11 protein-coding genes are annotated in these 22106 nt (G+C 68.5%); 7 read left to right on the forward strand and 4 right to left on the reverse strand.

The genetic code is table 11. From position 1 onward, the window contains the following. Window positions 1-35: 35 nt before the first annotated feature. Genes tssM through FOB47_RS17955 form a run of 3 tightly spaced genes read left to right on the forward strand, consistent with a single transcriptional unit; the run spans window position 36 to window position 5829 of the window. Complete coding sequence (gene tssM / locus FOB47_RS17945; RefSeq protein WP_174781738.1) at window positions 36-4016, forward strand: type VI secretion system membrane subunit TssM; 3981 nt, start codon at window positions 36-38, stop codon at window positions 4014-4016. Then, a complete protein-coding gene (tagF, locus tag FOB47_RS17950) occupies window positions 4013-5026 on the forward strand; it encodes a type VI secretion system-associated protein TagF (RefSeq protein ID WP_174781739.1) in 1014 nt (337 codons plus the stop codon). Before tssM ends, tagF begins: the two co-directional genes overlap by 4 nt. A 2-nt stretch (window positions 5027-5028) precedes the next feature. Then, window positions 5029-5829 carry an OmpA family protein gene (locus FOB47_RS17955; RefSeq protein ID WP_315904307.1) on the forward strand — a complete coding sequence of 267 codons (801 nt, stop codon included), beginning with the start codon at window positions 5029-5031 and terminating at the stop codon, window positions 5827-5829. Window positions 5830-5966: 137 nt separating this feature from the next. Here FOB47_RS17955 and tssA read toward each other — a convergent pair whose 3' ends face one another. Both tssA and purL read right to left on the reverse strand, forming a co-directional pair. Then, the gene (tssA, locus tag FOB47_RS17960) at window positions 5967-7064 is read right to left on the reverse strand and encodes a type VI secretion system protein TssA (RefSeq protein WP_174781741.1); all 1098 of its coding nucleotides are present in this window, start codon (window positions 7062-7064) and stop codon (window positions 5967-5969) included. Between the two features lie 134 nt (window positions 7065-7198). Then, window positions 7199-11245, reverse strand: coding sequence for a phosphoribosylformylglycinamidine synthase (purL, locus tag FOB47_RS17965; RefSeq protein ID WP_174781742.1), 4047 nt, complete (start codon window positions 11243-11245; stop codon window positions 7199-7201). 338 nt (window positions 11246-11583) lie between these two features. On the opposite strand from purL, the gene FOB47_RS17970 reads away from it, so the two are divergent. Then, window positions 11584-14100 carry an alkaline phosphatase D family protein gene (locus FOB47_RS17970; protein ID WP_174781743.1) on the forward strand — a complete coding sequence of 839 codons (2517 nt, stop codon included), beginning with the start codon at window positions 11584-11586 and terminating at the stop codon, window positions 14098-14100. Window positions 14101-14133: 33 nt separating this feature from the next. On the opposite strand, the gene FOB47_RS17975 is transcribed toward FOB47_RS17970, so the two are convergent. Both FOB47_RS17975 and FOB47_RS17980 read right to left on the reverse strand, forming a co-directional pair. Next, complete coding sequence (locus FOB47_RS17975; protein ID WP_174781744.1) at window positions 14134-17787, reverse strand: hydantoinase B/oxoprolinase family protein; 3654 nt, start codon at window positions 17785-17787, stop codon at window positions 14134-14136. 125 nt (window positions 17788-17912) lie between these two features. Then, window positions 17913-18530, reverse strand: coding sequence for a winged helix DNA-binding protein (locus FOB47_RS17980; protein WP_053821917.1), 618 nt, complete (start codon window positions 18528-18530; stop codon window positions 17913-17915). Between the two features lie 341 nt (window positions 18531-18871). On the opposite strand from FOB47_RS17980, the gene FOB47_RS17985 reads away from it, so the two are divergent. The 3 genes from FOB47_RS17985 (at window position 18872) to FOB47_RS17995 (ending at window position 22078) form a co-directional block, all read left to right on the forward strand. Next, window positions 18872-20242 carry an amidase gene (locus tag FOB47_RS17985; protein ID WP_174781745.1) on the forward strand — a complete coding sequence of 457 codons (1371 nt, stop codon included), beginning with the start codon at window positions 18872-18874 and terminating at the stop codon, window positions 20240-20242. Window positions 20243-20398: 156 nt separating this feature from the next. Next, window positions 20399-21388, forward strand: coding sequence for a TRAP transporter substrate-binding protein (locus tag FOB47_RS17990; protein ID WP_053823110.1), 990 nt, complete (start codon window positions 20399-20401; stop codon window positions 21386-21388). 177 nt (window positions 21389-21565) lie between these two features. Then, window positions 21566-22078 carry a TRAP transporter small permease gene (locus FOB47_RS17995; protein ID WP_053821918.1) on the forward strand — a complete coding sequence of 171 codons (513 nt, stop codon included), beginning with the start codon at window positions 21566-21568 and terminating at the stop codon, window positions 22076-22078. The last annotated feature ends 28 nt before the right edge of the window (window positions 22079-22106 follow it).

Here is a 22106-nt window from a genome sequence, read left to right on the forward strand (position 1 = left end):
GAACCAGCACACGCATTCGCAAACCGCAGGCCACCATGCATCGATTCCTCAGTTTCCTAACCAACACGCGCACGCTGTCCGTGATAGGCGTCGTCGCGCTGACGCTCTTCCTGCTGCTGGCGGCCGATACCTTCGAGGTGGGGCTGACCTGGGTCGGCATCGTGCTCGGCCTGCTGGTGGTCGCGTGGCTGATCGCCTTCGCATGGCGTCACTATCGCGCACGGCAAGCCAGCGGCAAGCTCGGCGCACTGCTGGAACAGCAGGCCAATGCGGCGGCCCAGGAAGCGCCGCAGGAAAAGCGCGGCGAGGTCGAGGCGCTGCGCACGCGGCTGGTCGATGCGGTCAAGACCATCAAGACGTCCAAGCTCGGCCAGCTGTCGGGCAACGAGGCGCTGTACGAGCTGCCCTGGTACATCGTGATCGGCAACCCCGCCGCGGGCAAGAGCACCGCGGTGCTGAACTCGGGCCTGCAGTTCCCGTTCGCCGACAAGAACAACGCGATCATCCACGGCATCGGCGGCACGCGTAATTGCGACTGGTTCTTCACCACCGAGGGCATCCTGCTCGATACCGCGGGCCGCTATTCGGTGCACGAGGAAGACCGCAAGGAATGGCTGGGCTTCCTGGACCTGCTCAAGCGCTACCGTCCGCGCGCGCCGATCAACGGCATCGTGGTCACCGTCAGCATTCCGGAGCTGACGCAGAACCGTCCCGAGTTCGCGATCCAGCTGGCCAAGAACCTGCGCCAGCGCGTGCAGGAACTGACCGAGCGGCTGGAGGTGTTCGCGCCGGTCTACGTGATGTTCACCAAGGCGGATCTGATCACCGGCTTCACCGAGTTCTTTGGCGACAGCGACAAGCACGAGCGCGACCGCGTCTGGGGCGCTACCCTGCCCTTCGAGCCGGGCGAAAAGCGCGATGCCGCCGCGATGTTCGACGAGCGTTTCGACGAGCTGTACGACGGGCTGAAGGAAATCAGCGTGGCGCAGATCGCGCAGCACCGCAACGGCAAGCTGTCGCCGGGGCTGCTGAGCTTCCCGCTCGAGTTCGCGTCGATCAAGCCGGCGCTGCGCGCCTTCCTGGTGACGCTGTTCGACGAGAACCCGTTCCAGTACAAGCCGGTGTTCCGCGGCTTCTATTTCACCAGCGCGGTGCAGGAGGCGAGCACTACCAGCGCCTCGGCCGAACGGATTGCCCGCCGCTTTGGCCTGAAGCTCGACAGCGCCGCCCATAGCCGCGAGGTGTTCTCCAAGAACGGCTTCTTCCTGCGCGACCTGTTCTCCAAGGTGGTGTTCGCCGACCGCAAGACGGTCCGCCAGTTCTCCAGCCCGGCCAAGACGCGGATGCGCTTCGTCACGTTCTTCGGGCTGGTGCTGGCGCTGGGCCTGCTGCTGGGCGGCTGGACCTGGTCGTTCATCGGCAACCGCCAGCTGACCGCCAATGTGCAGGCCGACCTCGACAAGATCGTCAAGCTGCAGCAGAACCGCATCGACCTGCAATCGCGGCTGGAGGCGCTGGATATCCTGCAGGACCGCATCGAGCAGCTGGAGCGCTTCCGCGCCGACCATCCGATCGCGCTGTCGCTGGGCCTCTATCAGGGCGATACGCTGCAGCACAAGCTGCTCGACGAGTATTACAACGGCCTGCGCCAGGTCATGCTGAAGCCGGTCGGCACGTCGATCGAACGCTTCCTCGCCGAAGTCAACGCGCATCCGGACCAGCTCGCACAGAACGTGCGGGCGCCGGCGGCCAATGGCGCCGTGGTGCCGGCTGCCGCGCAAGCCGGTACGACCGCAGCCGCCAGTGCGGCCGCCGTCAATCCCGCCGCCCCCACTGCCACCGCCACCGCTGCGGCGGCGCCTTCCGCGGCCGACATGACGGCCGCGCTCAATACCGAGTCGCCGAACGCGAAGCGCTATGCCGACGCCTCGCCGACCAATGTCGAGGACGCCTACAACGCGCTGAAGACCTATCTGATGCTGGCGGACAAGCGCCATGTCGAGGTCGCGCATCTGACCGACCAGGTCACGCGCTTCTGGCGCGGCTGGCTCGAGGAGAACCGCGACAACATGCCGCGCGAGCAGCTGATCCGCGCGGCCGAGCGCAACATCTCGTTCTACCTGGCCCGCGTCAACGACGACAACTGGCCGCTGCTCGAAAGCAATCTGTCGCTGATCGACCAGACCCGCGAGAACCTGCGCCGCGTGGTGCGCGGCATGCCGGCGCGCGAGCGTGCCTACGCCGAGATCAAGGCACGCGCGGCGACGCGCTTCGCGCCGATGACCGTGGCCCGCATCGTCGGCGACGCCGGCGCGACGGTGGTCACCGGCAGCTACGCGGTGCCCGGCACCTTCACGCGGGAAGCCTGGCTGCAATACGTGCAGCCGGCCATCCGCGAGGCGGCCAGCAAGGAGCTGCAAAGCAAGGACTGGGTGCTGAACGTCGCCGCCCGCGACGACCTGACGCTTGAGGGAAGCCCCGAGCAGATCCAGAAGACGCTGGTGTCGATGTACAAGAACGAATACGCGAAGGAGTGGCAACGCTTCATGCAGGGCGTCGCGGTACAGGAATTCAAGAGCTTCGATCAGGCCGTCACCGCGATGAACCTGCTCGGCGATCCGGTCAATTCGCCGATCCGCAAGCTGTTCGACGCCGCCTACGAGCAGACCTCGTGGGATAACCCGTCGATCGTCAACGCGGGCCTGAAGCAGGCCAAGACCGGCGTGATCGAATGGTTCAAGCGCTGGGTCTCGCGCGGCACGCCGTCGGGCGTCAGCGTCAATGTCGACAGCGCGAGCCTCGCCTCCTCGTCCGAAGCCGGCAACATCCCGATGGGGCCGGTCGGCAAGGAGTTCTCGGGCCTGGCCAAGATCGCCGTGATGCGCGACAACAATTCGCTGCTGCGCGGCTATATGGAGACGCTGTCGAAGGTCCGCACGCGCTTCAACACCATCAAGAACCAGGGCGATCCCGGCCCCGGCGCACGCCAGCTGATGCAGCAGACGCTGGACGGCAACGGCTCCGAGCTGGCCGATGCGCTCAAGTATGTCGACGAGCAGATGCTGACCGGCATGACCGACAGCCAGCGCCAGACGCTGCGTCCGCTGCTGGTGCGGCCGCTGCTGCAGTCGTATGCGGTGACGATCCGCCCTGCCAGCGTGGAAATCAACAAGGTGTGGAACGCGCAGGTCTACCAGCCGTTCATGCAGACGCTGGCGACCAAGTACCCGTTCGCGTCGGACGCCAAGATCGAGGCCAGCGCGGCTGAGATCGGCCAGGTGTTCGGTCCGGACGGCGCCATCGCCAAGTTCGCCGGCACCACCATCGGCCCGCTGTCGGTGCGCCGTGGCGACATGATCGCCGCGCGGACCTGGGGCGACCTGGGCGTGACCTTCGCGCCGGAGTTCACCACCAACTTCACACGCTGGATCGCGCCGCTGACCGGCGGCGCGGCGGCCGGGGCCGGCGGTGCCGCCGCTGCGGCCCCGCAGACGGTGTTCCAGATCCTGCCGTCGCCGGCGGCCGGCACCACCGAGTACACGATCGAGATCGACGGCCAGCAGCTGCGCTATCGCAATACGCCGCCGCAGTGGACCAACTTCGTCTGGCCCAATCCGCAGGGCACGCCGGGCGCGCGCATTACCGCGACGACCTTCGATGGCCGTACCGTCGAGGTGCTCAGCGAACCTGGCCGCTTCGGCCTGGAACGGCTGATCGCCACAGCCTCGCGCAAGCGTCGTCCGGATGGGGCGTTCGAACTGTCGTGGACGCAGGGCGGCACCACGGTCGCGGTGGCGCTGCGCATCGTCAGCAGCCCGCAGACCACCACGGCCGCCGCGGACTCGCCGCAGGGACAGGGTCTGCGCGGCCTGAAGCTGCCGCCGGCGATTGCGGACGCGTCGGCGCCTGTCAGCACGACCGAGGCGGCACAGCCCGCCGCATCGGCACCGGTTGCGCAATCCGGCGCGCCCGTCGTGCAATCCGGCGCCACCGTGCGTGCAGGAGGTGCGCAATGAGCCAGGCAGCGCAATTGCAGCTCGCGTACTTCGGCAAGCTTCCGTCGAGCGGGGATTTCGTCAAGAGCCCGAACCAGACCCAGCTGCTCGATACGCTCGATCGCTGGCTGTCGCAGGCGATGGAGATGCTGGCCGAGGATCCGGGCTGGAAGACCGTCTACGACGCGTGGCAGCCGGTCCAGTTCGCCTTCCTCGGTTCGCAGAGCCGGCTGGCGATCGCCGGCACGGTGATGGCCAGCAACGATCAGTCGTCGCGCCGCTTCCCCTTCCTCGCCGCCGCCGCGCTGGAGATCGACCAGCCGCTGCCGTTCATCGCGCGCAGCCCGCTGGCGCTGACCCGGCTGTGGACGCGCGCCAGCCAGCAGATGCAGGAACTGGTTTCCGCCGCCGATCCGGCCGAAGGGCTGCGCAATCTGGCGCAGACCCAGTTCGCGGTCGAGATCGGCGCGGGCGCGCAGGCCTACGATGCCAGCTTCAAGGACTTCATCGAATTCCAGACGGTAGCTGGCCTGGAGCAGATGCTGCGCGCCGACGGGCAGACGCTGTGCCTGCGCCGCACGCTGGTCGCGCTCGGCATCCTGCTCGAACCGGTGATGAGTGCCGGCACCTCGCGGCTGGACAAAGGCTTGACGCTGCCGTTGCCGTCCGATCCGGTCTATCGCAGCCTGGTCGCCAGCTTCTGGCTCGACCTGGTGTCGGGCTTCCTGAAGCGCGGGGACTTCGAGCTGTCGCTGTTCCTGGGCCGCGTGGGTAACGAGGGTGCAAGACAAGGCGGCCGCAGCGAACGCCTGGTGATCGGCTTCAACGGTGCCTCGTCGCGCACGCTGCACGGCATCATGTCGCCGCTGGCGTACGGCGAAGTCAATATCGACATCGACGACCCGCAGTGGGTGGACCAGCATGCCGGCTCGCGCTACGGCGTGGCCAAGCTGGCCAGCTATCTCGAGCAGCCGCAGCTGTCGCTGCGCGCGGCGCTCGACACCTTCCGCGAAGTCTTCATCGGAGAATGATCATGCGTTCGGTTTTCCCGGCCTGCCGCGCTGTTGCGCTGGCGACGGCCCTGACCTGGCTGCTGGCGGCGCCCGCCTCCGCCCAGACGTCTGCCGGCGCGGAGGCGGCGGCGGGCCGCGTGGTGGCCGGCGGCGCGGTGCCGGACGAGGCGACCAAGGCCGAGGTGCTCGCACGGCTGCGCGAGCTGTATGGCGCGGCCAATGTGGTCGACCAGATCGAGGTGGGCGGCGTGGTGTCGCCGCCGAACTGGACCGCGAACGTGCAGAAGGTGCTGTCGCCGCAGATCAAGCAGGTCAAGCGGGGCCAGCTGAGCATCGACGGCACGCAGATCGCGCTCTATGGCGACGTCGCCGACGAGGGGCAACGGCAACAGCTTGCCACGATGATGTCCAGCGGACTGGGGCAGAACTACACGATCAAGAACGGTCTGCGCGTGCCGGCCTCGGGCCAGGATCTGCTGGACCGTACGCTGGCGAACCGGATCATCGAATTCGAGACCGGCAGCGCCACGCTGACGCCGAAGGGCCGCGTCATTCTCGACGAGATGGCGGCGGTGCTGCCAAAGCTGTCGGGACGCAAGATCGAGATCGTCGGCCACACCGACAATTCGGGCAGCCGCGCGCTCAATCTGGCGCTGTCGCAATCGCGCGCGGAGACGGTCAAGAGCTATCTGGCCGGCAAGGGCATCGAGCCGTCGGTGCTGTCTGCGGTCGGCGTGGGACCGGATCAGCCGATCGCACCGAACGACAAGGAAGAGAACCGGGCGCGCAATCGGCGCATCGAGTTCAGGGCGAGCCAGTAAGGCGTTGATCGACGATTTGCTTGTCGTCCCCACGCAGGCGGGGACCCAGTGGCTTGATCCATTGCTGGCAGCCGTGCAGGTCGCTGGGTCCCCGCCTGCGCGGGGACGACAGGTTGTTGGCTGCGCGGCGGGCTGACTCAGCTGCTGGAATCGCTCTCCGCGTCCGGCATCACGCCCAGCAACTCCTCGATCTGCGACAACGTCGCATCGTCCTTCACGACGGTGCGCAGCCACGCGTGCAGCGGCATCTCGCCCCACTTGGCGGCGCGCGCGGCGAGATAGGCGACCGGGCTGTGCGGCTCGGTACGGCGGAAGAAATCGGCGACTTCGCGCAGTTGCGCCAGGGCCTGCTGACGCGTGCGGATCGGACCGCCGGCCGCGGCGGCACCCTGCCCGACCGCTGCCGGCGCTTCGACACGGCCGACGGCCGTCGGCGCAGCTGCCTGCTGCGCGTCGCCGGCGACAGTGGCGGGTGCGGCGGGCTTGCCGACAAAGCGCTCGACCAGCGCCCGCACCGCTTCCAGCGCCTCGCGCGCCTGCCGGAAGCTCGGCGCATGCTCGCCGGCCTTGACGTCCAACACATCGCTGAGCCTTGCCAGCGCCTGCTGGCACGACACGACGTCCTGCAGCAGCGCGACATGGAATTCGGCCGGCGTCGCCTTGCGCGCGGCCTCGAACGCTTCCTGCGTGACCTTGCCCTCGGACAGTTCGTCGGCGTGGTCCGGATCGCGGCGGATCGCCTCGGTCAGCGCGGTCGCGACCTCCCAATCGACATAGCCATAGCCGCCGGCGGCCTCTTCGACCAGCGCAATCTCGCGGATCAGCTGGCGCGAGCGCGTGGCTAGCCACGCCACGCTGCCGGTGCGATATTCAAGGTCTTCCTCGTCGGCACGCGGATGCAGGCCGCTCCAGAACGACTCGCACAGCTGCGCCGTCACCGTATAACCGTCGCGCAAACCCGCAAACCCTCTTGTCTTGGCCAGCGCCTCGGTCAGCCACACCGCCAGCCGCAGATCCTTGGTCCGCTCGGACAGCAGCCGCGTCGACAGGTCGACCACCTGGCGCCAGTCCGCCTCCTTCAACTCGGTCACCCACTCGCCTTGATCCAGCGAAGGATCGTCGAAACGGCGCGCCTCCTGAATGCGGTCGAATTCGGCCGAGAACAACAGATCCTCGCCGCAAGGGTCGTCGCCCGAAACAGGTTGCAGCAAACGGTCGAAGGAAAGAGTCGCCATGTCAGCCCGCAGAAAATGGAATGGCGGGTAGTTTAGCGCCTGCCGCTTCGGCGGCCAAACATGGGGCCCGACAACGCAAAAAGGCCCGCATCACGCGGGCCTTTCTGCTTCAAACCAACCTCAACCGGGAAACCTTACCCCACCCACTTCCGCGCATTGCGGAACATGCGCATCCACGGGCTGGCGCCGTCGGGGATCTGCTTCCAGGCGTCGGGGGCCCAGCTCATCGTGGCGGTGCGGAACACGCGCTCCGGGTGGGGCATCAGCACGGTGAAGCGGCCGTCGACCGTCGTCACCGAGGTGATGCCGTCCGGCGAGCCGTTCGGGTTCAGCGGGTAGGTCTGCGTCACCGCGCCGCGGTTGTCGACGAAGCGCAGCGATACGTCGACCTTGCTCTTGTCGCCCTGCTGCGAGAAGTCGGCATAGCCCTCGCCGTGCGCGACGACGATCGGGATGCGGCTGCCTTCCATGCCGGCGAAGAAGATCGACGGCGACTGCTGGACCTCGACCGTGACGAAGCGCGCTTCGTACTGCTCGCTCTGGTTGCGGGTGAACTTCGGCCACGCGCCAGCGCCCGGGATGATCGGCGCCAGATTGCTCATCATCTGGCAGCCGTTGCAGACGCCCAGCGCGAAGGTGTCGGTGCGGTTGAAGAAGGCCGCGAACTGCTCGGCCATCGCGCCGTTGAACAGGATGGTCTTGGCCCAGCCTTCGCCGGCGCCCAGCACGTCGCCGTAGCTGAAGCCGCCGCAGGCGACGAAGCCGACGAAGTCGTCCAGCTTCGCGCGGCCCGCGATCAGGTCGCTCATATGGACGTCGTAGGTATCGAAGCCTGCGCGGTCCATGCTGTAGGCCATCTCGATCTGCGAGTTGACGCCCTGCTCGCGCAGGATCGCCACGCGCGGCCGGGCGCCGCTGGCGATGAACGGCGCGGCGATGTCCTCGGCCGGATCGAACGTGAGGCTCGGCGTGATGCCGGGATCGGCGGCGTCGAGCAGCAGCTCGTATTCGCTGTCGGCGCAGGCGGGGTTGTCGCGCAGCCGTGCGATGCGCCAGCTGACCTCGCTCCAGACACGTTGCAGCTCGGCGCGCGGCGCGCCGAACACCTTCTTCGCGTCGCGGTAGATCTCGATCTGGTCGCTGCCATTGGGCTTGCCGACCACATGGCTGCAGGCGGACAGGCCGGCCTCGCGCAGCGCGGCGAACACGGCGTCGCGGTCTTCCAGCTTGACCTGGATCACCGCGCCCAGCTCCTCGGAGAACAGTGCACGCAGCGTCTGGTCGTTGCGGCGCTCGGCGATCTGCTGGGCCCAGTTCTTGGCGTCGCCGTAGTCCTGTTCCTGCGTCGGATCGAGCGTCAGCATGTCGACGTTCAGCGACAGGCCGCAATGGCCGGCAAACGCCATCTCGGCCAGCGTCGCCATCAGGCCGCCGTCCGAACGGTCGTGGTACGCCAGCAGCTTGCCCTCGCGGTTCAGCCGCTGGATCGCGTTGAAGAAGTTGCGCAGATCCGCCGCGTCGTCGACATCGGGAACGCTGTCGCCGACCTGTTGCGTGACCTGCGCGAGGATGCTGCCGCCCAGGCGGTTCTTGCCGCGGCCCAGGTCGATCGCGATCAGCACGGAATCGCCCAGATCGGTGCGCAGCTGCGGCGTCAGCGTGCGATCGACGTCGTCGACGGCGGCGAACGCCGAGATGATCAGCGACACCGGCGCGACCACTTCCTTGGCCACGCCCGCATCGTCCCACTTGGTGCGCATCGACAGCGAATCCTTGCCGACCGGAATGCTGATGCCCAGCGCCGGGCACAGCTCCATGCCGACCGCACGCACCGTGTCATACAGCTTCGCATCCTCGCCCTCGACGCCGCAGGCGGCCATCCAGTTGGCCGACAGCTTGACCTTGCCGAGGTCCTTGACCGGCGCGGCGGCCAGATTGGTCAGCGCCTCGCCGATCGCCATGCGGCCCGATGCGGGCGCGTCGATCACGGCCAGCGGCGTGCGCTCGCCCATCGTCATCGCCTCGCCGGCCTTGCCCTGGTAGTCCAGCGTGGTGACCGCGACATCGGCCACCGGCACCTGCCACGGGCCGACCATCTGGTCGCGTGCGTTCATGCCGCCGACGCTGCGGTCGCCGATCGTGATCAGGAAGGACTTGCTGGCCACCGTCGGGTGGCGCAGCACGTCGCGCACCGCCTGATCCAGCGCGATGCCGGTGACATCCACCGCCGGCAGCGATTGTTCGACCCGCTTGACGTCGCGATGCATGCGCGGCGGCTTGCCGAGCAGCACGTCCATCGGCATGTCGACGGCGTAGTGTTCCTTCAGCGCCTGGTCGACGCTGGCATCGACCAGCTGCAGCTGCTTTTCCTCGGTCGCCACGCCGACTACCGCGAACGGCGAGCGCTCGCGTTCGCACATCGCGGCGAAGCGCGGGAAGCTGTCCGGCGCGATCGCCAGCACATAGCGCTCCTGCGATTCGTTGCACCAGATCTCGGCCGGCGACAGGCCGGACTCTTCCAGATGGATCTGGCGCAGCTCGAAGCGCGCGCCACGGCCGGCGCCATCGACCACTTCGGGGAAGGCATTGGACAGGCCGCCCGCACCGACGTCGTGAATCGACAGGATCGGGTTCTCGTCGCCGAGCTGCCAGCAGGCGTTGATCACTTCCTGCGCGCGCCGCTCCATTTCCGGGTTGCCGCGCTGCACCGAATCGAAATCGAGGTCGGCCGTATTGGCGCCGGTCGCCATCGAGCTGGCCGCGCCGCCGCCCATGCCGATGCGCATGCCCGGGCCGCCCAGCTGGATCAGCAGCGAACCGGCCGGCAGCGGCTCCTTGTGCGTATGCGAGGCGTCGATATTGCCGATGCCGCCGGCGATCATGATCGGCTTGTGGTAGCCGCGCACGGTGCCGCCGACGTTCTGCTCGTAGACGCGGAAATAGCCGCCCAGGTTGGCGCGGCCAAATTCGTTGTTGAAGGCGGCGCCGCCGAGCGGACCTTCGATCATGATCTGCAGCGGCGAAGCGATGCGCTCCGGCTTGCCGGTCACCGCGGGACGCTCGTCGGGATTGCGGAAGGCCAGCGGCTGGGCGGCATCGCGCGCGTTTTCCCAGGGCTCCACCGCGTCGGGCAGCATCAGGTTGGACACCGTGAAGCCGGTCAGGCCGGCCTTGGGCTTGGCGCCGCGGCCGGTCGCGCCCTCGTCGCGGATTTCGCCGCCGGCGCCGGTCGACGCGCCGGGGAACGGCGAGATCGCGGTCGGGTGGTTATGCGTCTCGACCTTCATCAGCGTATGGGTCAGCGCCTGATGGCGGCCATACTGGTGGGCGTCGCCGCGCGGGAACCAGCGTTCGGCGACATCGCCCTCCATCACCGCCGAGTTGTCCGAATACGCGACGATCGAACCCTGCGGGTTCAGCTGGTGCGTATTGCGGATCATCGCGAACAGCGACTTGTCCTGTTGCTCGCCGTCGATCGTCCACGTGGCGTTGAAAATCTTGTGGCGGCAGTGCTCGCTGTTGGCCTGCGCGAACATCATCAGTTCGACGTCGGTCGGATTGCGGCCCAGCTTCGCGTAGGCATCGACCAGATAGTCGATCTCGTCGTCGGACAGCGCCAGGCCCATCGCGACATTGGCCTCGGCCAGCGCGGCGCGGCCGCCCGCCAGGTCGATGAAGCGCAGCGGCTTGGCCGGCAGTTCCTCGAACAGTCCGGCCGCGGCGTCCCGCGTGGCGACCACGGTCTCGGTCATCCGGTCGAACAGCAGCGCGGCGACGGCATCGCGCGTCAGCGGATCCAGCGTCTTGCGCCCGCGCAGCAGGCCCTTCTTGCAGATCACCGTGAATTCGATGCCGCGCTCGATCCGGTGCACATGCGACAGGCCGCAGTTGTGCGCGATATCGGTGGCCTTGCTGGCCCACGGCGAAATCGTGCCGAAACGCGGGATCACGACGAAGCGGTCGCCCTCGGCCTGCTCGGCGAACGGCGCGCCATAGGTCAGCAGCGCGCGGATGCGGTCGGTATCGCCCTTGTCCAGCGGCTGGTCGGTGTCGACGAAGTGCAGGAACTGGCCGTGCACCGACTCGATGTCGGCGTCGATCTGTTGCAGGGCGGTGAGCAGGCGTTGCTGGCGGAAGGCCGACAGGGCCAATGCGCCGGGGAAGCACGAGAAATGCGCCATGATCTGAGCGGTCGGAGGGCGATGGAGGGTAAGACGGCGGCCGGGCCGCTGGCGCGGGGGTGGCGCCAGCCGGGGCAGTCCGGCGAAAACCGCTATTGTACCTTGCCGGGCGGCAATCCTTGCGGCGCAGCATCCCCCGGATCCGAGCCCTCCACGGGCAGCGGTGCGCCCCGATCAGTCGCCGTGCTGCCGGCCCCGGTGCGCCCTCCACATCACGCCGTTGTCACAACGCCCTGCTCCAATCCGCTTCTGACGGCCGTTGCGGCCCTTGCACGGCCGTTGACGGCAGGTTCCCTTCGGGACGCGCTCCCGAGCCACTCCAACGAGAACGAAAAGACATGGACAGAAGGCGATTTCTGAAGCTGGGCGGCTTCATCACGGTGTCGGCGGCCACGGCGGGCGGGCTGGCGGCATGCGGCGGCGACGACCATCCGGACGGCCAACCCGACACCGGCACGCCGGCCGTGCCGCCGGCCTCCGGCGCAAACTGGAAGTTCCCGCAGAGCGTGGCGTCTGGCGATCCGAAGCCGGACGGCATCCTGCTGTGGACCCGCGTCGTGCCCGCCAACGTCGACGATGCCGCGGCGGCGAGCCTTGACGCCAGCTTTTCGATCCAGCTGCGCGTGACGGCCGCCGACAACGCCGGCGCGCTCGGGACCGCCGCCGCGCTCGCCGGCACCGCGGTCGTCGATGCCGCCATCCCGGTCGCCGGCGCCTACGACTGCACGGTGCGCCACAAGATCACCGGTCTCGATGCCGGCCGGACGTACTACTACCAGTTCACTGCCGGCGAGGTCCGCTCGCGCGTCGGGCGGTTCCGCACCGCGCCCGCGGCCGATGCCGACGTGTCGCAATTGCGCCTCGGTTTCCTCAGCTGCCAGGACTGGAGCATCAACCACTGGGGCACGTTCGAGGCGCTGGCGGCCGAGGACCTGGATTTCGTCGTCCATCTGGGCGACTACATCTACGAAACAGTCGGCGAGGACTTCCAGACCGGTGCGGTCGAAAGCCTGCACACCCCGCTCGCGCTGCCGGACGGCACCTTCAAGAACGGCAGCGGCGGCGCGAAGTACGCGACCACGCTGAACGACTACCGCTACCTGTACAAGCGCTACCGCAGCGACCCGCGCCTGCAGGCGGTGCACGAGCGCTTCGCCATGGTCGCCACCTGGGACGACCACGAGTTCAGCGACGACTGCTGGGGCGATGCGGAGACCTACAACGCTGCAGGCAACGGCATCGAGCAGCACCAGCCCGCGCGCCGGCGTGCCGCCAGCCGTGCCTGGTTCGAATTCATGCCGGCCGACATCGTGTTCGACGAGAAGCAGGATGGCATCCATGCGATCCGCATCTATCGCGAGCTGCGTTTCGGCAAGCTCGCCCATCTGGTGATGACGGACGAGCGGCTGTACCGCACCGACCACGTGCTGCCCGAAGCGGCGATCAATCCGGCGACCGGCGCGCCGCTGGGCAGCATCGGCGCCCGCTACATGGTGCCGGCGGCGACGCTGGCCGCCGCCGAGGCGGCCAAGATGGCCGCCGCCGGATCCGCCGACCCGCTGGCGCTGACGTCGATCCTCGGCAACGACCAGCGCAACTGGTGGCGCGACACGATGGCGCGCTCGCCGGCAATCTGGAAGCTGTGGGGCAACGAGGTCTCGCTGCTGCGCATGGGCATCGATGGCAGCAACGCCATCGCGACGCTGGTCGCGCTGCAGGCGGTCGGCACGCTGTCGGCCAGCATCCAGGGCGCGCTGACCTCGACCGGCGGCAATGTGCCGGTCGCCGCGGCGGTGGTCGCCGCTGTGTCGGCCGGCGCCGCGCAGTCCACCGCGGCCACGGCGGCGCAGGCGATCGCGATGGCCGATGCCGCCGCGGGCGACAAGTCCGGCAGCGCCATCGCGGCCGGACTGACCACCGCGCAGGCCGCGATCGCGGTGCTGGCTTTCGAACAGGCCAAGGGCGCTGCCGCCGGCGGCGTTGCGGCGCAGATCGGCGCCGCCGCGCAGGCCATCGCCTTCGGCCATGTGAAGCCTGACGTGCTCGCCAGGCGCGAGCAGTCGGCCTTTATCCCGACCGCGCAGAAGGCCGCGCTGGCTCCGTTCTTCCAGCGCTTCCTGCTGAACGCCGACCAGTGGGACGGCTTCAACGCCGAACGCAAGGCGCTGATGCGGCATCTGGCGGACAACGGCATCCGCAATGTGGTGGCGCTGACCGGCGACATCCATGCGTTCTACGCCGGCACCGTGCACGACGATTACGATGCAGAGGGCGGCGGCACGCCGGTGATGGTCGATCTGGTGACGGCGGGCATCAGCTCGGACTCGTTCTTCTCGTATCTGAAGTCGGCGGTCGGCGCGCTGTCGGAGAGCCTGTCGACGCTGGTCTACCGCACGCTGTCCCTGCCGGTGCCGGCGCTGGGCAGCGAACCCGTACAGGTCGATATCAACCTGCTGGACCATACGCTGGTGCCGTCGGCGGTCACCGCCGCCACCGTGGCCGAATCGCTGCGGAACTCGCTGCGCGGCGCGCTGGCCGCACGCGGCGTGGCGGAGGGACAGCTCGATGCGACCACGGATGCGGTGCTGGCCGCGCTGCAGGCCGATGCGGGCTTCGTGCAGCAGATCGTGCCGCTATGCCAGCAACTGGCCGCGCTGCGCAGCAATCCCTGGCTGCAGTACGCCAATACCGACGCGCAGGACTATGCGGTGGTGACGGTCACGCCGGCCGCGCTGACCTGCGAGTTCAGGCAGGTCAACCGGCTGGTCGGCGGCAAGGCGCCGGCCGCGGTGGTGGCGCGAACGGTGAAGGCGACGGTGCCGCGGGATACGGCGGCGGTAACGATCGAGCGGTAGCGGTAGAGAGGGGCAACCCGCGCCCCTCCCCGCCTACGCGGTCCCGTATCCCCCACCCCCGGGCGTCTCGATCACGAACACATCCCCGACGCCCATCTCGGTTCGTGCCACATGCGGCAGCGTCTCCTCGCTGCCGTCGGCGCGGATCACGCGGTTGCGGCCCGTCGCGCCCGGCTCGCCTCCCGCCATGCCGAACGGCGCATGCACGCGATTGTTCGACAGGATCGACGCCGTCATCGGCTCGAGGAAACGCACCTTGCGCACGCCGCCATTGCCGCCGTGCCAGCGCCCCGCACCGCCCGATCCATGCCGGATCTCGTAGCTGTCCAGCCGTACCGGGAAGCGCCACTCCAGCACCTCGGGATCGGTCAGGCGCGAGTTGGTCATATGCGTCTGCACCACGTCGCAGCCGTCGAAGCCGTTGCCGGCGCCGCTGCCGCCCGAGATCGTTTCGTAGTACTGGTAGCGCGCGTTGCCGAACGTGAAATTGTTCATCGTGCCCTGGCTGGCGGCGACGACGCCGAGCGCGCCGTACAGCGCGTTGGTGATGCACGACGACGTCTCGACATTGCCCGACACCACCGAGGCCGGATAGCGCGGGTTGAGCATCGAACCCTCGGGAATCACCACATGCAGCGGCTTCAGGCAACCGGCGTTCAGCGGGATGTCCTGGTCGACCAGCGTGCGGAACACGTACAGCACCGCGGCCATGCAGACCGCGCGCGGCGCGTTGAAGTTATTCGGCAGTTGGTCCGAGGTACCGGTGAAGTCGACGGTCGCTTCCCTGCGCTGCCGATCGACTGTCACCTGCACGCGGATCTGCGCGCCATTGTCCAGCGGATAGGTGTAGCTGCCGTCCTTGAGCGCCGTGATCACGCGTCGCACCGCCTCCTCGGCGTTGTCCTGCACGTGACCCATATAGGCGCGCACCACCGGCAGGCCGAAGTGCGCGACCATCTTGCGTAGTTCCTCGACGCCCTTCGCGTTGGCCGCGACCTGGGCGCGCAGATCGGCCATGTTCTGGTCGGCGTTGCGGGCCGGATAGCGCGCGCCGGCCAGCAGCGCGCGCATGCCGGCGTCGTCCAGCACGCCGCCATCGACCAGCAGAAAGTTGTCGATCAGCACGCCCTCTTCCTCGACCACGGTCGAGTCCGGCGGCATCGAGCCCGGCGTGATGCCGCCGATATCGGCGTGGTGGCCGCGCGAGCCGACGTAGAACAGCACCTCCCTGCCGTCGGCATCGAACACCGGCGTGATCACCGTTACGTCCGGCAGATGCGTGCCGCCGTTGTACGGGTCGTTCAGCACATAGACGTCGCCGTCCTTCATCCGCCCGGCATTGCGCGCGATCACGGTCTTGATGCTCTCGCCCATCGAGCCCAGATGCACCGGCATATGCGGCGCGTTGGCGATCAGGTTGCCCTGGGCGTCGAAGATCGCGCAGGAGAAGTCGAGCCGCTCCTTGATGTTGACCGAGTAGGCGGTGTTCTGCAGCCGCAGCCCCATCTGCTCGGCGATCGACATGAACAGGTTGTTGAAGACCTCGAGCATCACCGGATCGGCCTCGGTGCCGATGGCGCGGCGCTGCGGCCGCGGCACGGCGCGCGTCAGCACCAGATGGTCCTGCTCGGTCAGCAGCGCCTGCCAGCCCGGTTCGACCACGGTGGTGGCGTTCTGCTCGGCAATGATCGCCGGACCGGCGAGCCGGTCGCCCGGGCGCAGCGTATCGCGGCGGTAGAGGCCGGTGTCGTGCCAGGCGCCGCCGCTGAACATGCGCACCGTCTCCGCCGGCCGCGGCGGGCCTTCGCGCGGCGCCAGTTCGGGCGGCCGCTCCTGCGGCGCCTGCGCGACGCCGACCGCCTCGACCGAGACCGCCTCGACGATCAAGCCCTTGTCCGGCATCAGGAAGGCATAGCGCTGCCGGTAGGCGGCCTCGAAGCCCGCCCGCATCGCGCCGGCGTCGCCGAACGGCACCACCAGCGCCGAATCGGTGCCCTCGTAGCGCAGATGGACCCGCCGCAGCACCTCGATGCGGCCGGCGTCCTCGCCCTGCTCCAGCAGCTCGTCGCGCGCCTGCTGCGCGAGCGCGTCGAGCCGCTGCGCCAGCATCGGCACCGCGGCCTCGTCCAGCTTCGCTTCGATCGACAGCTCGCGCATCGCCGTGCGGTCGGCCAGGCCCATGCCGTAGGCCGACAGCACGCCGGCCAGCGGATGGACGAACACGGTCTGCATGCCGAGCGCATCGGCCACCAGGCAGGCATGCTGGCCGCCGGCACCGCCGAACGTCGTCAGCGTGTAGCCGGTCACGTCGTGTCCGCGTTGCACCGAGATCTGCTTGATCGCGTTGGCCATGTTGCCGACCGCGATCTCGATGAAGCCCTCGGCGACCTGCTCGGGCGTGCGCCGGTCGCCGGTATGTTCGGCGATCTGCGCCGCCAGGTCCTCGAAGCGCGCGCCCACGGCATCGCGATCGAGCGGCGCATCCGCGCGCGGACCGAATACAGCGGGGAAATGCGCGGGCTGGATCTTGCCAAGCATCACGTTGCAGTCGGTCACCGCCAGCGGGCCGCCGCGCCGATAGCTGGCCGGCCCCGGATTCGCACCGGCGGAGTCCGGGCCGACGCGATAGCGGCTGCCGTCGAAATGCAGCACCGAGCCGCCGCCCGCCGCCACCGTATGGATGCTCATCATCGGCGCGCGCATGCGGACGCCGGCGACGCTGGTCTCGAACACGCGCTCGAAGTCATTCGGGTGCTTGCCGCTGAAGTGCGACACGTCCGTGGAGGTGCCGCCCATGTCGAAGCCGATGATGCGATCGAAGCCGGCGCGCTGCGAGGCGCGCACCATGCCGACGATGCCGCCGGCCGGACCGGACAGGATCGCGTCCTTGCCCTGGAAGCGATGCGCGTCGGTCAAGCCCCCGCTGCTCTGCATGAACTGCAGGTTCACGCCCGGCATCTCGCGCTCGATCTGTTCGACATAACGGCGCAGGATCGGCGACAGATAGGCGTCGACCACCGTGGTGTCGCCGCGCGGCACCAGCTTCATCAGCGGCGATACCTCGTGCGACACCGATACCTGCGCAAAGCCCAGTTCGCGCGCGATCCGCGCCGCGCGCGCCTCGTGATCGGAATGGCGGTAGCCGTGCATCAGCACGATCGCGACCGCGCGGATGCCGGCGGCCCGCACCCGCGTCATCTGTTCGCGCAGCGCGACCTCGTCCAGCGGCTGCACCACGTCGCCATGCGCGCCGATCCGTTCGTCGACCTCGACCACCTCGCGATACAGCAGCTCGGGCAGCAAGATGTTCAGGTCGAACAGCCGCGGCCGGTTCTGGTAGGCGATCCGCAGCGCGTCGCGATAGCCGCGCGTGATGAACAGCGCGGTCGGCTCGCCCTTGCGCTCGAGCAGCGCGTTGGTGGCCACCGTGGTGCCCATCTTCACCGCGGAAACCAGGCGCGGCGTGATCGGCTCGCCGGCGGCAAGGCCAAGCAGATGACGGATGCCGGCGACCGCCGCATCGGCGTATTGCTCGGGGTTCTCCGACAGCAGCTTGTGCGTGACCACAGTGCCGTCCGGACGCAGCCCGACGATATCGGTGAAGGTGCCGCCCCGATCGATCCAGAATTGCCAGCGCGGGCCGGTCGAAGGCGTTGGCGATGCGGCTTGCGATGCGAAAGAAGACACGCTGAACTACCTCGCGATAGGGATGGTTGTCTGTCGTCCCCCGCGCAGGCGGGGACCCAGTGGCTCGCGTGCTCCTGCAAGACGCTGGGCCCCCGCTTTCGCGTAGGCGATGTGATGGGGGCGCGCTACAGCGACGTCGCCGAGCGCGCCGCCTGCTCGTACAGTCCGGTCAGCACGCGCAGCAGCCGTGCCAGTTCGCCGATCTCGGCGTTCTCGGCGCTGCCCGGGGTCATATTGCTGGTCAGGCATTGCTCGCGGATTTCGCGATAGCGCGCGCACGCCTCGGTGCCTGCCGCGGTGGTGCTGTAGGTCGCCTCCTTGCCCACGCGCACGCCGGCGACCAGCCCCATGCCCTGCAGCTTCTTCAGCGAGTAGGTCACCAGGTGGGTGTCTTCGACATTCAGCACGAAGCAGATGTCGGCCAGCCGCTTGGCGCGCCCGCGGTGGTTGACGTGATGGAGCACCAGCACGTCGAGGAAGGTCAGGTCGCGCACGCCCGCCGCGCCCATGCAGCGCACGACCCAGCGGCTATAGGCGTTGTAAGCGGTGTTCAGGCCGAACTCGAATTCCGACAGCTCGGGACTGCGCGACGACACCAGATGGGCGGACGACACGATGCCGGCGCTGCTCGAACGAACGACCGCTTCGGCGGCCGCGGCCGACGCGGTACCGGCAGAGACAACATCGGCAGCGGCAATATCGTGAGAGGCAACATCGTCGCGGCGGCTCGGCTTTCGGGCCATGGGTGGCACTCCTGCAGAAGGACAGCGGAGAACGAACGGCGTCGTGCGTCGCGGAACGCAAGCGGAGACAAGGACGTGTAGGGATTTCCCGGGGGCCGCCGCGGCAATTTCAGCTTGACAGTTTATCGACAAATTATGAGCATGAGTACCCGGTAACGATGGGGATTGCGCGGCACCGAAACGACCGCTTCCGACTCGATTCGCGCACGAATTCTGGGCATCCGGCGGGGTTCGCACTGCCGCGGGGCAAGCGGCAAGCAGTACGGTCCCCATCATCGCCGTTCCCGACTTCGACCCACGCCCGAGCCCACTGCCCGGACACAGAGCCAGACCTTGTACCGATGACGACGCCTGCCGCGCTGCTCCCCGATATCGACACGCTGAACCGGCTGGCCCGCGAGGGCCGACTGTCGCGCGCTGCGCTGCTGCAGCAGGCCGAGGCCCGGGCGAAGGAGCCGGCGGCGCAAGCGGTATTCCTGCAGACCAGCTTCGATACCGCGGCCAGCGCGGCGCGGGCCGCCGATGCCGCGGCGCTGGCCGGCAAGCCGCTGCATCCGCTGGCGGGGCTGCCGGTATCGATCAAGGACCTGTTCGATATCGGCGGCGACGTCACGCGCGCCGCCTCGACGGTGCGCGCCGATGCCGCGCCCGCGACCGACGACGCGCCCGTGGTGGCGCGGTTGCGAGCGGTGGGCGCCGCGCTGGTCGGCCGCACCAACATGACCGAGTTCGCCTTCTCCGGCGTCGGCATCAACCCGCACTACGGCACGCCGGTCAATCCGCACGACACCGCGGTGCAGCGCATCTGCGGCGGCTCGTCGTCGGGCGCGGCGGCTTCGGTGGCGCTTGGCCTCGCCGTAGCGGCGCTGGGCAGCGATACCGGCGGGTCGATCCGCATTCCGGCCGCGCTGTGCGGGCTGACCGGTTTCAAGCCGACCGCGCGGCGCGTGCCGCTGGCCGGTGCCTTTCCGCTGTCGTTCTCGCTCGATACCGCCTGCGCGATGGCGCGCACCGTGGCCGACTGCGTGCTGGTCGACGGCGTGATCGCGGATCAGGCGTTGGTGCCCGTGCGCAAGGCCGCCGGCGCGCTGCGGCTGGCCGTACCGCGCCAGCTGCTGCTCGACGATCTCGACGAGACCGTGTCGCGCGCCTTCGATCGCGCGTTGGGACGACTGTCCGCCGCCGGCGTGCAGATCGAACATGTGGATCTGCCCGAGCTGCTGGAGCTGTCGACGCTGAACGCGCAAGGCGGCCTGACCGCGGCCGAGGCCTATGCGATCCACCGCGGCACGCTGTCGTCGCGGCGCACGCTGTACGACCCGCGCGTGGCGGCGCGCATCGACCGCGGCGCCGCGATCGGCGCGGCCGACTATGTCGATCTGGTGCGCGCCCGCGCCGCCTGGAGCGAGCGTGTGATGGCGCGGCTGGACGGCTTCGACGCGCTGGCCTGCCCCACCGTGCCGGTCATCGCCCCACCGATCGCGCCACTGGTCGCCGACGACGCGCTGTTTGCGCGCACCAATGCGCTGCTGCTGCGCAATCCCTCCACCATCAACTTCCTCGACGGCTGCGCGATCTCGCTGCCGTGCCACCAGTCCGACGAACTGCCGGTCGGACTGATGCTCGCGCATGGCCCGATGCGCGACGCGACGCTGCTGGGCACGGCGCTTGCATTGGAGGCCGTGCTCGCGCCCACGCCGCAGCAGGCCTGAGCCGGCGGGCGGACGACTAGCGGACGACTAGACGACTAGCGGACCACCTAGTGGACGACCCAGTGGACGAGCCACCGCTGGCGGCGCAAGATCCACGCACGCGTGCGCACCACGGATGCGCAACGACGCGGTAATGACACAACCAGGAGAGAAATGATGCAGCGCAAGGGATTGCTGAAGTCGATGTCTGCGTGCGGGCTGCTCGCCTGCGCCTTCGCGATGGCGCCGCTGGCGCAGGCCCAGGTCAAATGGGATCTGCCGACCGGCTATCCGGCCAACAACCCGCACACGGTCAACCTGGACCAGTTCGCCAAGGAGGTCAGCGCGGCCACGCAGGGCAAGCTCGCCATCACGCTGCATCCGAACGGTTCGCTGTTCAAGGCCAACGAGATCAAGCGCGCGGTGCAGAGCAACCAGGCCCAGGCGGGCGAGGTGCTGATGTCGCTGCTGGAGAACGAGAATGCGCTGTTCGGCGTCGATGCCGTGCCCTTCCTCGCCACCGGCTTCGATGCGTCGTACAAGCTGTGGCAGGCACAGCGGCCCGTGATCGATCGCCTGCTGGACCGCCAGGGCATCAAGCTGCTGTACGCGGTCGCGTGGCCGCCGCAGGGCATCTATGCGAAGAAGGAGATCCGCTCGGGCGCCGACATGAAGGGCCTGAAGTGGCGCGCCTACAATCCGGCCACCACGCGCATCGCACAGGCGGTCGGCGCCCAGCCGATGACGATCCAGGCCGCCGAGCTGTCGCAGGCGCTGGCCACCGGCGTGGTCGACAGCTTCATGTCGTCGGGCGCCACCGGCGTCGACAGCAAGGTCTGGGAGAGCCTGACGCACTTCCATACGGTCGACGCCTGGCTGCCGAAGAACATGGTGATCGTCAACAAGCGCGAGTTCGACAAGCTCGACAAGCCGTCGCAGGAGGCGCTGATCAAGGCCGCGCAGGCGGCCGAGACGCGCGGCTGGCAGCGGATGCGCGAATACACGCAGCAATCGCTGGACACGCTGGCCAAGAACAAGATGACCATCGTCAAGCCCACGCCGCAGCTGCAGGCCGACATGAAGAAGATCGGCGACGAACTGCTGGCCGAGTGGGAAAAGAAGGCCGGCCCCGACGGCAAGGAAATCATCGCGGCGTATCGCAAGTAAGGCGAACGGCGTGACGATGCCGGGCCAGGCTCGCCACGCCACCTCGCCGCCCCCGCGCAGGCGGGGGCCCAGCGTCTTGACGCAAGCCACTGGGTCCCCGCCTTCGCGGGGACGACAGCGATCCCCCGAAGTGGCACGGCTTCCCGCTTCCCTCTCCTCTAGCCTCCCGGACGCACCATGACTTCCCGCTTCCAGTGGTTCTACCAGGCGCTCGGCGCGCTGGCGGCCGTCTTCATCTGCCTGACGCTGCTGATCGAACTGGCCATCATCGTCGGGCGCTTTGCCCATTTCCAGATCGACGGCGGCGATGCCTATGCCGGCTATTTCATGGCCGCGGGGTCGTTTCTTGCGCTGGCCGCGACGCTGCGCCAGGGCGACCATATCCGCGTGACGCTGATCCTGCAGCGCCTGCACGGCAAGCCGCGCGTCTGGGTGGAGATCTTCTGCCTGGCGGTGGCCACGCTGCTGACCGCGTACTTCACCTACTACGCGGGCAAGCTCGCGTACGACTCGTACATCTATCACGACATCTCGCAGAACACCGACGCCACGCCGCTGTGGATTCCGCAGCTGTCGATGGCGGTGGGCCTGTTCGGGCTGTTCGTCGCCTTCGCCGAGGAGTTCGTCTACGTGCTGCGCACGCGCCGTCTGCCGCGCGAGGAAAGCGGCGAGATGGCGCGCACCGAATGACGCCGCGTACCGACACGTAGCCTCCGTA

It is taken from the genome of Cupriavidus gilardii (assembly GCF_013347325.1).
Lineage (GTDB): Bacteria > Pseudomonadota > Gammaproteobacteria > Burkholderiales > Burkholderiaceae > Cupriavidus > Cupriavidus gilardii.